At 69.9% G+C, this 12,091-nt stretch carries 11 protein-coding genes; 8 read left to right on the top strand and 3 right to left on the bottom strand.

The window, feature by feature from the left end; translation table 11 throughout:
- Nucleotides 1-264 precede the first annotated feature (264 nt).
- A complete protein-coding gene (locus AB0K67_RS24205; RefSeq protein WP_364064194.1) occupies nucleotides 265-2,079 on the bottom strand; it encodes a sugar-binding domain-containing protein in 1,815 nt (604 codons plus the stop codon).
- A gap of 320 nt (nucleotides 2,080-2,399) precedes the next feature.
- On the opposite strand from AB0K67_RS24205, the gene AB0K67_RS24200 reads away from it, so the two are divergent.
- From AB0K67_RS24200 to AB0K67_RS24190, 3 genes are read left to right on the top strand one after another with little or no spacing between them, the layout of a single operon-like run.
- On the top strand, nucleotides 2,400-3,557 hold the full coding sequence (locus AB0K67_RS24200) for an extracellular solute-binding protein (RefSeq protein ID WP_364064192.1): 1,158 nt from the start codon (nucleotides 2,400-2,402) through the stop codon (nucleotides 3,555-3,557).
- A complete protein-coding gene (locus AB0K67_RS24195; RefSeq protein WP_364064189.1) occupies nucleotides 3,554-4,477 on the top strand; it encodes a sugar ABC transporter permease in 924 nt (307 codons plus the stop codon). Before AB0K67_RS24200 ends, AB0K67_RS24195 begins: the two co-directional genes overlap by 4 nt.
- Nucleotides 4,474-5,304 carry a carbohydrate ABC transporter permease gene (locus tag AB0K67_RS24190; protein ID WP_364064186.1) on the top strand — a complete coding sequence of 277 codons (831 nt, stop codon included), beginning with the start codon at nucleotides 4,474-4,476 and terminating at the stop codon, nucleotides 5,302-5,304. Before AB0K67_RS24195 ends, AB0K67_RS24190 begins: the two co-directional genes overlap by 4 nt.
- Nucleotides 5,305-5,310: 6 nt before the next feature.
- On the opposite strand, the gene AB0K67_RS24185 is transcribed toward AB0K67_RS24190, so the two are convergent.
- On the bottom strand, nucleotides 5,311-6,291 hold the full coding sequence (locus AB0K67_RS24185) for a LacI family DNA-binding transcriptional regulator (RefSeq protein ID WP_364064183.1): 981 nt from the start codon (nucleotides 6,289-6,291) through the stop codon (nucleotides 5,311-5,313).
- 213 nt (nucleotides 6,292-6,504) lie between these two features.
- Entirely contained in the window at nucleotides 6,505-7,386 is an 882-nt protein-coding gene (locus AB0K67_RS24180) for a helix-turn-helix transcriptional regulator (protein ID WP_364064180.1), read from the bottom strand.
- Nucleotides 7,387-7,520: 134 nt separating this feature from the next.
- Here AB0K67_RS24180 and AB0K67_RS24175 point away from each other — a divergent pair, with 134 nt between their 5' ends.
- From AB0K67_RS24175 to AB0K67_RS24155, 5 genes are all read left to right on the top strand, one after another.
- Nucleotides 7,521-8,264: an SDR family NAD(P)-dependent oxidoreductase gene (locus AB0K67_RS24175; protein WP_364064177.1), complete on the top strand. Its 744-nt coding sequence runs from the start codon at nucleotides 7,521-7,523 to the stop codon at nucleotides 8,262-8,264.
- A gap of 94 nt (nucleotides 8,265-8,358) precedes the next feature.
- Nucleotides 8,359-8,499, top strand: a complete 141-nt coding sequence (locus AB0K67_RS24170) for a hypothetical protein (RefSeq protein WP_364064175.1) — start codon at nucleotides 8,359-8,361, stop codon at nucleotides 8,497-8,499.
- Nucleotides 8,496-8,933: a hypothetical protein gene (locus tag AB0K67_RS24165; protein WP_364064172.1), complete on the top strand. Its 438-nt coding sequence runs from the start codon at nucleotides 8,496-8,498 to the stop codon at nucleotides 8,931-8,933. The genes AB0K67_RS24170 and AB0K67_RS24165 overlap by 4 nt, the downstream gene beginning before the upstream one ends.
- Nucleotides 8,934-9,090: 157 nt before the next feature.
- Nucleotides 9,091-10,254 carry a globin domain-containing protein gene (locus AB0K67_RS24160; RefSeq protein WP_364064169.1) on the top strand — a complete coding sequence of 388 codons (1,164 nt, stop codon included), beginning with the start codon at nucleotides 9,091-9,093 and terminating at the stop codon, nucleotides 10,252-10,254.
- 323 nt (nucleotides 10,255-10,577) lie between these two features.
- Entirely contained in the window at nucleotides 10,578-12,017 is a 1,440-nt protein-coding gene (locus tag AB0K67_RS24155) for an amino acid permease (protein WP_364064166.1), read from the top strand.
- Nucleotides 12,018-12,091: the final 74 nt, after the last annotated feature.

Below are 12,091 nucleotides of genomic sequence, written 5' to 3'. Positions count from 1 at the left end.
CCTGTACGCCGGTGGTGCGGATGGCCGACTTTCTCCATTTATCTAATGTCCTAGTACATTAGACCGCTCAGCGTCAGAGGCGCATAAAAGAAAGAAGGGCTGAGGTGCACCACCTCAGCCCTTGGAAACCCGCTTACTCGGACGGCCGGGACCCACGACCTCTGGAGAGAGGTCCGCCCGCCTGGCACGCCATCGGAAGCGCTGGACTCGGCCAGGGCAGCCCGGGGCGGAGTCCGTCCCAGGGCTGATCGCGTCCGGTCAGCCTTAGGAAGCCGTGCGCTCGTACGCGGCCTCGCGGGTCTGCGCCGCGCGCACGCGCGACACGTCGAGCTTCGTCGACCGGTCGAACCGGTAGATGCCGTTCTCCTCCTGGAACACGTCGGTGAGCTGCGTGTAGCAGTAGCCGAACATGTCAGGGTCGTCGAGCAGCACCCCGGTCAGCCCGGCGAAGCGCTCGTGGAACTCCTCCTCGGTCCGCACCCGCTGGCCGTAGCCCCAGGAGGTCGAGCGGTCGGCGGCCTGCTCGGTGCCGGCGAGCTCGGGGTTCCACCAGATGCCGCCGTACTCGCTGACGAAGTACGGCTGCCCCCGGTACGGCACCGAGATCGGCCGGCCCTCGATGTCGTTGACGTACGGCCGGTCCTTGCTCAGGCCGCTGAGCTGCTCGGCGAACGCCTCGGGCTCCTGCTCGTAGTTGTGGGAGTCGTACACGTCGGTCTCGGGCACCCGGTGGCTGTAGCCGGAGGCGTCGATGACCGGGCGCGTGGGGTCGGCGAGCTTGGTCGCGAGGAACATGCCGCGCGTGACGTCGTCGAGGTGGGTGAGGTGGTCGTGGATCACCTGGCCGGTCTCGTTGAGCGGGCACCAGCCGATGACCGACGGGTGCGACACGTCGCGCTCCAGCACTTCGAGCCACTGGGTGACGAACGAGGCGGTGTGCTTGTGCTCGCCCTCGGCGTGGGAACCCCAGTCGCCGAACTCGCCCCACACCAGGTAGCCGAGGCGGTCGGCGTGGTAGAGGAAGCGCTCCTCGAAGACCTTCTGGTGCAGCCGCGCGCCGTTGAACCCGGCCGCGAGGCTCAGCTCGATGTCGCGCAGCAGGGCCTCGTCGCTGGGCGCGGTCATGAGGCCGTCGGGGTAGTAGCCCTGGTCGAGCACGAGCCGCTGGAAGACGGGCTTGCCGTTGATGAGCAGCCGCTTGCCGTCGATCGACACCGAGCGCAGGCCCGCGTAGCTGTCCACGGCGTCGATGACCGCGCCGGCGGCGTCGAGCAGCTCGATCTTCACGTCGTAGAGGAACCCGTCGCCCGGCTCCCACAGCCGTACCCGGCCGGCGGGCAGCTCCAGCCGCACGGTGGGGGAGAGGTCGATGTCGGCGCGCACGGTGCCGGCGACGACCACGCCGTCCGGGTCGGAGACCGTGACGCGCACGGAGTTGCCCGGCCGGTTGGCCGACAGCGGGGCCACGACGGTGAACGCCGAGCCGGCGACGTCCGGCGTGATCCGGGGGCGGCGCAGGTGCACGTCGGGCACCGGCTCCAGCCACACGGTCTGCCAGATCCCGGTCGTGCGGGTGTAGAGGCACTCGTAGTTGTGGTAGCGGGTGGACTGCTTGCCGCGCGCCTGCGGGCCGTGACGGGAGTCGCGGGCGCGCACGACGATCGTGGCCTCCTCGCCTGGCCGCGCCACGCCCGACAGGTCGGCGGTGAAGGGGGAGAAGCCGCCGCGGTGGCGCACCACCTCCACGCCGTTCACCCACACCGTGGCGTCATGGTCGACCGCGCCGAAGTGCAGCAGCGTGCGGCGTCCTGCCCACTCGGCGGGGATCGTCACCGTCCGGCGGTACCACACGGCGGGCATGAAGTCGGTGTTCCCGATGCCGGACAGCTCCGACTCGGGCGCGAACGGCACGGTGATCGTCCCGGCGAGGTCGCGCTCGCGCAATCCGCGCTCCAGCCCGGTGTCGCCGGCGTCGATCTCGAACTGCCAGGGGCCGTTCAGATTGAGCCAGTCCGGGCGGACCATCTGCGGGCGCGGGTATTCCGCGCGGGGGACGTCGGGGGCAACGGAACTCGGCATCTGGCAACCTCGGCAATCCCGGCACGCGGGCGGATCAGGCCTTTTACTACGTAGCAAAGAGGTCTTTTGCTACGTAGCAAAGTGTGCCACACTCCCTCCAACCGGAGTCAACATCCGGTCACCCCGAGCTGTGAGGGCGGCCGGATTTCTGCGAGGAACCACGTATGAACGAGTGGACCCATTCCCGCCTCTCCCGGCGCAGAATGCTGCAAGCCGCAGGAATTACCGCACTTCTGGCCGGCTGTGGCACGGGGATCGCCGGCCGGGATCCCCGGGAAATCGTCTTCTGGCACCTGCTCGGCGGCGGAGACGGCGAACGCATGGCCGAGATCCTGACCGGTATCGACAACAGCTGGGACGCCGCCCGCATCAAACCGGTCGTCCTCGCCTGGGGGCCTCCCTACTACACCAAACTCTCCATGGCCGCGGCCGGCGGGCGCGCCCCCGACCTCGCGATCGTGCACATGTCGCGGCTCGCCGGCTTCGCCCCGGGCGGCCTGCTCGACCCTTGGGACCTCAACCGGCTGGCCCGCTACGGGATCACCGAGCAGACGTTCACCGCCTCGGCCTGGCAGAGCTCCATCGTCAACGGCAAGGTCTACGCGATCGCGCTGGATTCGCACGCGTTCATCTCGTTCTACAACGCCACCCTGGCGAAGAAGGCCGGCGTGCTGGACTCGCAGGGCAAGCTGCCGGAGATCAAGAGCCTGGACGACCTGAAGCGGCTCGGCAAAGAGTTCAAGCGGGTCACCGGCAAGCCGTACGGCATCGCGTACGGATATCTCGGTGACGGTAGCCAGCTCTGGCGGCTTTTCTGGACTTTCTACTCGATGCACGGCGCCACGTTCGACCTGCAGGGCGACCGCTTCACGTACGACGCCGAGGCGTTCGGCGACTCCATCGAGACCATGCGCAAACTCGTGGACGGCGAGGTCGCCTCCAGGAGCGCCGAGGGCGGGACCGCCAACTCCTCCTTCATCAACGGCGAGTCCGGTCTCATCTTCTCCGGGGTGTGGGACCTGCCGCAGTTCCAGAAGGCGGACTTCGAGCTCGGCGCGATGCCGATCCCGAACCTGTTCGGCACCGGGATCAAGGCGGCCTGGGGCGACTCGCACACGTTCGTGCTTCCGCACCAGTCGCAGCCCGACGAGGCCAAACGCGAGCTGGCCTATGAGGCGGTGGCGAGAATCCTCAAGGCATCGCTGCCGTGGGGCGGCGCCGGGCACACGCCCGCCTACCTGCCCGTCGTCAACAGCCCCGAGTTCAAGACGATGCGGCCCAACAGCGACTACGCCGAGACCGCGTCGTACCTGAAGTACGACCCGCCGTCGTCGTTCACCGGAGGCGGCTCCGGCTTCCAGAACCAGTTCGGCAACTCGTTCCAGAACGTGATGCTCGGCCAGACCTCGGTCAAGGACGCCATCGCCGACTTCGCCGAGCGCGTCAATGTCCTCATGTCCAAGGCGGTGCAGCGATGACGTCGATCACTTTGCCCAAGGGCGCCGTCGCCGACGCCTCCAAGACCGCCACGAAGGTCGCGCGGAGCAAGGTCGGGCTGCTCTGGGTGGCTCCGTTCTTCGTGTTCTTCGTGCTCTTCCTGGTCTGGCCCACCGTCTACGGCTTGTGGATGAGCTTCACGAACCGGGACCTCGCCGCGGGCGGGCAGCCGGACATCGTCGGGCTCTCCAACTACGCCGAGGCGCTCACCGACCCGATGGTGTGGAAGACGTTCGGCAATACGGTGCTGTTCACCGTGCTCACCACGATCCCGCTGGTGGTGGTGGCGCTCGCCGCCGCGCTGCTGGTCAACATGGGGCTGCCGGGGCAGTGGGTGTGGCGGATGTCGTTCTTCCTGCCGTACCTGCTGGCCTCGACCGTGGTCAGCAAGTTCTGGGGCTGGCTCTACAACCCCGAGCTCGGGCTGATCAACACCGTGCTCGGCCGGCTGGGGTTCGAGAACCAGGCGTGGCTGCAGGATCCGGACACCGCCATGCCGGCGATCGCGGCCACCACGACCTGGTGGACGCTGGGCTTCAACTTCCTGCTCTACCTGGCCGCGCTGCAGAACATCCCCGCCACCGTCTACGAGGCGGCCGCGATCGACGGGGCCGGCAAGTGGCGGCAGCTGTTCTCCATCACGCTGCCGCTGCTGCGCAACATCACCGGGCTGATCCTGGTGCTCCAGGTGCTGGCCTCGCTCAAGGTCTTCGACCAGATCTACCAGATGACCGGCGGCGGGCCCGACGACTCGACCCGCTCGATCCTGATGTACATCTTCGACTCGGGCTTCACCGGCTACCGGCTCGGCTACGCCTCGGCGATCTCGTACGTCTTCTTCGCCATCATCCTCGTCCTGTCGCTGCTCCAGCTGCGGTTCGCCCGGAGGTCCGACTCATGAAAAGCAGCAACGCCGGGCGCGTCGTGGCCTTCGTGGTCCTCGCGCTGTTCAGCCTCCTGATGCTGACGCCGTTCCTGTGGGCGGTGAACACCTCGTTCAAGTCGGAGGCCGACGCGAGCGCCGCGCCCGTGACGATCCTGCCCGAGCACGGCTACACCTTCGAGATCTACTCCTACATCTTCCGGCTCGGCGAGATCCCCACCTGGATGATCAACAGCCTCATCGTGGCGACCGGCGTCACGCTCATCACGCTGGTGATCTCCACGATGGCCGGCTACGCCTTCTCCCGGCTGGACTTCACCGGGCGGAAGCTCCTGCTCGGCGTCACCGTCGCGTCGATCATGATCCCGGGCACGATCTTCATCGTGCCGCTGTTCGACGAGATGCTGGCCTTCAACATGGTGGACACGTACTGGGGGATCATCCTGCCGCAGGTGGTCGCGCCGGTCATGGTGTTCGTGCTCAAGCGCTTCTTCGACAGCATCCCGCGGGAGCTGGAGGACGCCGCCCGGGTCGACGGGGCCGGGTCGGTCCGCATCTTCCTCAGCATCGTGCTGCCGCTGTCGCGGCCGATCATCGCGGCGGTGTCGATCTTCACATTCGTCGGCGCGTGGAACAACTTCCTATGGCCGTACATCGTGGCGAACGATCCCGACCTCATGACCCTGCCGGTCGGCCTGCAGACCGTCACCACCGGCTACGGCGTCGTCTTCGCGCAGAACATGGCGGGCGCGGTCATGGCCGCGCTGCCGCTCATCGTGGTGTTCCTGTTCTTCCAGCGGCAGATCATCAGGGGCATCGCCACCACCGGCCTCGGCGGCCAGTAGACCGGCTCACCGGCTGGACTCGCGCACCTGGAGGCTGAAGTCGACCGTGACGCGCGAGCCCAGCCCGCTGGGCTTGCCGGTGATCTGCTCGTGCAGCATGGCCACCGCGTTGGAGGCCAGCGCCTCCACGTCGGGGGCCACGGACGTCAGCGACGGCGTCGAGTAGCGGGCCTCCTCGACGTCGTCGAAGCCGACCACCGCGACGTCCTCCGGCACCCGCACGCCGCGCTCGGCGAGCGCGCGGAGCGCGCCGAGCGCCAGCGAGTCGTTCATCGCGAAGATCGCATCCGGCATGGGCCGGCCCGCGCTCAGGTGCTCCTCCACCGCCTGCCGGCCCACCTTACGGCTCCAGTCGCCGCCCACCAGCAGCTCGTCCGGCACCTCCAGGCCCGCCTCGGCGAGCCCGTCGAGGAAGCCCTGGACGCGCATCCGGGCCGTGATGTGCACGTGCGGCCGGTAGCCGAGCACCATCGGCCGCCGCCGCCCGCCGGCCACCAGGTGCCGGGCCACCGCGAGCGAGGCCTCCCGGTTGGGGATCCCGACGTGGTGGATCGGACCCTCCAGCACCTCGTCGCCCACCAGCACGATCGGGTAGCCGGGGCGGCGCCGGCGGCCGTCGCCCGGCCGCAGCGCCACGGCCGACATGATCGCGCCGTCGGTGAGCTGGTTGAGCTCGCCGCTCAGCACCTTCAGCTCGCGCTCGCGGTCGGACTCGGTCAGCTCGATCAGCACCGTGTAGCCGAGCGGCTCGGCCGCGCGCACGACCTGCTCGGCCAGCTCGGCGAAATAGCGCGCGCGGAACTCGGGCACGACGAGCGCGATCAGCCCCGTACGGGCCGCGCGAAGGCTGCGCGCCGCCGCGTTGGGCACGTAGCCGAGCGCCTCCATGGCGGCCAGGACGCGCTGGCGCGTCTCCGGGCGGACGTAGGGGTAGTTGTTGACCACGTTGGAGACCGTGCGCTGGGAGACCCCCGCGGCGCGAGCCACGTCGTGCATGCTGACGGCCATCAGCGCCGCGCTCTGCCCGAAGTGGTTGCCATGGCGCTCATCGTAGTGTCGGCAACCGGACGTTCCCATCGATTATTCGCCGACCCCAACGCCTCATGACACCGGCCGCCCCGTGCTGTCCGCCGCCACCGGGCGGAGCCCGTTCGAGGCGTCCACTTGGCACCCGCGAAGAGACCGCTTGCTGAAAGACCGTCAGTTCGGCCGCCGAGACCCACGACTCTGGAGAGAGGTCCGCCCGCCTGACCCGCTGTCAGAAGCACTGGACTCGGCCAGGGAAGCGAGAATGTGGAGCTTCTCGGCGCTCTCACTGCCCTCATCGGCGTAGTAGAGGACGAGGAGCACCCCATCGACCGGCAGCTTCTCGCGATGCAGATGGAGCGTGCCGACCATCGGATGGTTCACCACGGCGGTGCCGCCTTCGAGGCGTCGCACGTCGTGGCGGGCCCACAGCGTACGGAAACGAGCGCTGGCCAGCGAGAGCTCGCCGACGAGCTCCACCACGCGCGCGTCGTCGGTGTCCTCCCCGATCGACTGGCGGAACGCCCCCACGAACTCCTCGGTGGCCCTTTCCCAGTCGGCGTGGAACTCGCGCTCCTCGGGATCCAGCAGCAGGGACCGCAGCCGGTTCTCACCCGGCCTCAACCGCGGTGACAGGGCGAGGGCGAGCGCGTTGGAGGCGAGGACGTCGTACGCGCGGCCCTCGATGAACGCCGGCACCCCGATGGTGGCGAGCAGGTGATGCAGCCGGGCGGGCACCCGTTCGGCCCGCCGGCGCCGCGGGGCCGCCGGCCGCGGCGGCGCGGCCAGGTCGAGCAGGTACTGCTGCTCCACCTCGTCGAGATGGAGGACGCGCGCCAGCGCCGTGAGGACCTGGACGGACGGATGCTTGTCGCGCCCGCGCTCCAGCCGCATGTAGTAGTCGGCGCTGATCCCGGCCAGCATCGCGACCTCCTCGCGCCGCAGCCCGGGCACCCGGCGGTTGGGCCCGGCAGGGATGCCGGCCCGCTCCGGCGTGACGAGCGCCCGCCGGGCACGCAGGTACTCGCCGAGCCGGTTGGCCTTCTCCCCGTCCATGACGTTCAGGCTAGCGAGCGGCGCCCGGCGGAGAGGGGGCCCTGCCAGACCCCAGGAACACCAGGGTCCTTCCGCGCTCGCGCACCCGCGACGACCGTGGGAAGCAGATCGGACACCAGGAAAGAGGTCAAGCCATGGACATCAGCGGCCGTACCGTCTTCATCGCGGGAGGCACGTACGGGATCGGGCGCGGGCTGGCGCAGCGCTTCATCGACGCCGGCAGCACCGTCGTCGTCGGCGGGCGCGACATCGACCGGGTCGAGGGCGTCGAGGCCGTACGGATCGACGTGACCGACCCCGCCTCCATCGCCGCCGCCCGCGACGAGGTGCTCGCCAAGCACCCCGACCTCGACGTGCTCGTCACCATGGCGGGCGTCATGCTCGCCGAGGACCTCCGCGACCCGGCCCACATCGCTCAGGCCGAGACCACGATCGCGGTCAACCTCCTCGGCACCATCCGGGTCATCGACGCCTTCACCCCGCACCTCCTCGGCCGCGGCGCCGGGGACATCATCACCGTCACCTCCGGCATCGCGTTCATGCCGTTCCCCCTGATGCCGACGTACGGCGCCACCAAGGCCGGCGTGCACTCGTACACCGAGTCCCTGCGCGCCCAGCTCGCCGGCACCGGCATCCACGTCACCGAGCTCATCCCGCCCGCCGTCGCCACCTCCGACCAGCAGGCCAAGCTCAACCCCGCCGCGCTCCCCCTCGACGGCTACCTCGACGAGGCCGTCGGCCTGCTCACCCAGAACCCGACCCCGAACGAGATCATCGTCGAGCGCGCCCTGCCCCTGCGCTGGGCCGAACGGGACGGCACCTACGCCGAGCTCCTCGCCCGCCGCTCCGAATCCCTCAAGAACCTCCCCGGCCGCTGACCCCAGCACCGGGCGGTGCCGACCGGCGTCATACGGCGGGACGAACGAGCGACCTGCCGTGCCGGGCGGAGTGTGGCCCTTGCATGATGGGACCATGCCGATCACCCAGCATTTCGCTAACGGTATGTACGGCGCGGTCGTCATCGACCCGCCCGGCCTGCCGATGGTCGATCGCGAGCACCTCCAAGGCCAGGGCGGCAGGCCAGGGCACCATACCGAGGTGAGCGTGTCATGACGTGGTGGACGGTGGTGCGTTTTCTGCACGTGCTCGGAGCCGCGCTCTGGGTCGGCGGGCAGCTGGCGGTGTCGCTGGTCGTGCTGCCGCTGGCGCGCCGCATGCTGGACGGTGAGCGGCGCGGACAGGTCATGACCGCTGTCGGGCGGCGTTTCGGGCTGCTCACCGCCGCCGTGTTCCTGCCCGTTCAGCTGGCCACGGGCGTGGCGATCGCCTGGCACCACGGCGTCACCTGGGCTTCGCTGGCCGAGCCCGGTTACGGGCGGATTCTCGCCGCCAAGCTGCTGCTGTTCTGCGTCGTCATGGCCGCGGCCGGGGTGCACGGGTGGGCGTCCGGGGCGGGGCGGCCCACACTGGCGCGGGTCATGGCGGTGGGCTCGCTGGTGGGGTCGGTCGGCGTCGTTCTGCTGGCCACCGCGCTGCCCGGCACATGATCTCGCTATAGGGACTGCTGTCCGGCCCGCTTGATCCCGCTTTAGGGACTTTCGACCCTGCGATGACCGACGTTCGCCTGGTGAGCGAGCCCGGCCTCGTCCGTAGCTTGGACCCCGGCCCACCGGGCCTCCGTAGTCCATCTGCGTTGGGGGTTTCATGCTGTCCGCGGAATCTGCGGCGATCGTCCGTGCCACGCTGCCCGTCGTCGGTGCCTCGCTCGACGCCATCACCGCGCGTTTCTACGAGACGATGTTCGCCGAACGGCCGGAGCTGCTCGACGGCCTGTTCAACCGGGGCAACCAGGCGAACGGCGAGCAGCGCAGGGCCCTGGCGGGGGCCATCGCCGCGTTCGCGACACATCTGCTCGATCATCCGGACGAGCGCCCCGACGAGCTGCTTTCGCGCATCGCGCACAAGCACGCCGCCGTGGGCGTCACCGACGACCAGTACGTGATCGTGCACAAGTACCTGTTCGCCGCGATCGCCCACGTATTGGGCGATGCCGTCACCCCGGAGGTCGCGGCGGCGTGGGACGAGGTGTACTGGCTGATGGCCGGGGCGCTGATCGCCCAGGAGGCCAGGATCTACGCGGCGGCGGGCGCGCGTAACGGCGACACGTGGCGGCAGTGGCGGGTGGTCGCCCGCCGGGAGGAGACGCCGCACGTGGCCTCCTTCCTGCTGCGTCCGCTCGGCGACGCGCCCGTTCCGCCCGCGCGTCCCGGCCAGTACGTCAGCGTCCGGGTACGCATGCCCGACGGCGTCCACCAGCTGCGCCAGTACACCCTGTCCAGCGCGGGCGAGCTGCGCAGGATCACCGTCAAGCGGGTGACCGGCGACCCCGCCGGCGAGGTGTCGACGCTGCTGCACGAGACCGTACGCCCGGGTGACGAGCTGACCCTGTCCGCGCCGTTCGGCGACGTCACCCTGGACGACGGCGACGCGCCCCTGGTGCTGGCCTCGGCGGGCATCGGCGCCACGCCGATCGTGGCGATGCTCCAGCACCTGGCCGCCACCGGCTCGGACCGCCGCGTCCTGCTGCTGCACGCCGACCGCTCACCGGCCGAGCACGCGCTCCGCGAGGACATGGCGAACCTCGCCGACGATCGCATCTTCTGGTACGAACGAGGCGCCGCAGCTCCCGACCGCGACGGCCTGATGGACCTGTCGGACGTCGAGATCCCCGAGGGCGCGATCGCCTACCTGTGCGGGCCGCTGCCGTTCATGCGCGATGTGCGCGGCCAGCTGCTGAAGGCCGGGGTGGCAGCACGCGACATCAAGTACGAGGTCTTCGGCCCGGACCTCTGGCTGGCCGCCGCCTGACGCCCCGGTCTATGGCCGGCCCCCGCGTGATCCCCGCCTGGCCTGGCCCGGCCTGGCCTGGCCCGGCCTGGCCCGGCTCCGGCGAGCGAGCAAGCGGCTTTCTCGCCGGGGGAGCGGGCCGATGACGTCGGCCAGGCCGTCGGTGCGGGCGCCGTCGGCAGCGCGAACGTGCGTTCGGTGAGCGATGCCGGCGCCGTCACCGCTGCTGCCGGCACTACTCCACAATGGCCAACTTCGTCGAGGAACTTGTCAGAAAAGGGCACTTGGCCGCGCTCGTCACACGGCACGAACCTTCCGTCATAGCTCTTCGGGAAGGAGAAGGAATGGACGGGCGCACTACCGGTTCCCCAGGTTCGGCCTCCCGCTTGGCCGGCTCCCTCGGCAAACGCCACCTCAGCATGATCGCGATCGCCGGCGTGATCGGAGCGGGCCTGTTCGTGGGCAGCGGGGCCGCCATCAGCCAGGCCGGCCCCGGCGTTCTGGTGTCCTATGCCGCCGCCGGCCTGCTCGTGGTGCTGGTCATGCGGATGCTCGGCGAGATGGCGGCCGCCAACCCCGACACCGGCTCGTTCTCCGCGTACGCCGAACGGGCGATCGGCCCTTGGGCCGGTTTCTCGATCGGTTGGCTGTACTGGTGGTTCTGGGTGGTCGTGCTCGGCGTGGAGGCCACGGCGGGCGCGGCGATCGTGCACCGCTGGCTGCCCGGGGTGCCGCAGTGGGGGTGGGCGCTCCTGCTCATGGTCGCGCTGACCGTCACCAACCTGGTCTCCGTCCGCTCGTACGGCGAGTTCGAGTTCTGGTTCGCCTCCATCAAGGTCGCCGCGATCACGGTGTTCCTGCTGGTCGGCGTGGTGGCGATCGCGGGACTGCTGCCCGGCTTCCCCGCGCCGGGCCTGTCGAACCTCACCGGGCACCAGGGCTTCTTCCCGAACGGACCGGGGCACGTGTTCGCCGCGATGCTCGTCGTGGTCTTCTCCTTCTTCGGCGCAGAGATCGCCACGGTCGCCGCGGGCGAGTCGGCCCACCCCGAGCAGGCGGTGCGCTCCGCGGTGCGTTCGGTGGTGTGGCGGATCCTGGTGTTCTACCTGGGCTCCATCGCGGTCGTGGTCACGCTGCTGCCCTGGAACGACGCGAGCGTGGTCAAGAGCCCGTACGTCGCGGTGCTGGACCGGATCGGGCTGCCGGCGGCCGGCGTGGTGATGGACGCGATCGTGCTGACCTCCGTGCTGTCGTGCCTGAACTCCGCGCTCTACACCGCCTCGCGGATGGCCTACTCGCTGGCGGTGCGCGGGGACGCGCCCAAGGCCTTCGGCAGGCTGTCGAACGCGAAGGTGCCGGTCGTGGCCGTGCTCGCGTCGACCGTCGTGGGGTTCGTCACGGTGTTCTTCAACTACGTGTCGCCCGACACGGTGTTCCTGTTCCTCACCAACTCCTCCGGCGCCGTCGCGGTGTTCGTCTGGCTGGTGATCGCGTTCTCCCAGCTGCGGATGCGCCGGGTGCTGGAGCGTGAGACCTCGGACAAGCTGACCCTGCGCATGTGGGGCTATCCGTACCTGACCTGGGCGTCGATCGCGGGCATGATCGCCCTGCTGCTCGGCATGCTCTTCGACGAAGGGAACCGGTCGCAGCTCGCGATCAGCGTGGCCGTGGCCGTCATCGTCGTAGGCGTCGGCGTCTGGCGCCAGCGCGCGGGACGGCGCGTGACGGTCGCGGAGGCCCTCGCCCCGGACGCCGCCGTGGCCGACCGATCCACCGCCCGCTGACCAGGAACGACCGGCGTGCGTCCTCCCCGCACGCCGGTCGTTTCCATGCGCGCCCGATTTCACGGCTGCTGCGG

Origin of the sequence: Nonomuraea sp. NPDC052634 (assembly GCF_040678535.1) — a bacterium.
Taxonomy (GTDB): domain Bacteria; phylum Actinomycetota; class Actinomycetes; order Streptosporangiales; family Streptosporangiaceae; genus Nonomuraea; species Nonomuraea fastidiosa.
This window is presented reverse-complemented; position numbering and strand designations above follow the sequence as displayed.

What these genes read in the sequence shown, in the direction of transcription:
- AB0K67_RS24205 (WP_364064194.1), bottom strand. Translation starts at nt 2,079, where the DNA reads ATGCCGAGTTCCGTTGCCCCCGACGTCCCCCGCGCGGAATACCCGCGC.
- AB0K67_RS24200 (WP_364064192.1), top strand. Translation starts at nt 2,400, where the DNA reads ATGGCCGAGATCCTGACCGGTATCGACAACAGCTGGGACGCCGCCCGC.
- AB0K67_RS24195 (WP_364064189.1), top strand. Translation starts at nt 3,554, where the DNA reads ATGACGTCGATCACTTTGCCCAAGGGCGCCGTCGCCGACGCCTCCAAG.
- AB0K67_RS24190 (WP_364064186.1), top strand. Translation starts at nt 4,474, where the DNA reads ATGAAAAGCAGCAACGCCGGGCGCGTCGTGGCCTTCGTGGTCCTCGCG.
- AB0K67_RS24180 (WP_364064180.1), bottom strand. Translation starts at nt 7,386, where the DNA reads ATGGACGGGGAGAAGGCCAACCGGCTCGGCGAGTACCTGCGTGCCCGG.
- AB0K67_RS24175 (WP_364064177.1), top strand. Translation starts at nt 7,521, where the DNA reads ATGGACATCAGCGGCCGTACCGTCTTCATCGCGGGAGGCACGTACGGG.
- AB0K67_RS24170 (WP_364064175.1), top strand. Translation starts at nt 8,359, where the DNA reads ATGCCGATCACCCAGCATTTCGCTAACGGTATGTACGGCGCGGTCGTC.
- AB0K67_RS24165 (WP_364064172.1), top strand. Translation starts at nt 8,496, where the DNA reads ATGACGTGGTGGACGGTGGTGCGTTTTCTGCACGTGCTCGGAGCCGCG.
- AB0K67_RS24160 (WP_364064169.1), top strand. Translation starts at nt 9,091, where the DNA reads ATGCTGTCCGCGGAATCTGCGGCGATCGTCCGTGCCACGCTGCCCGTC.
- AB0K67_RS24155 (WP_364064166.1), top strand. Translation starts at nt 10,578, where the DNA reads ATGGACGGGCGCACTACCGGTTCCCCAGGTTCGGCCTCCCGCTTGGCC.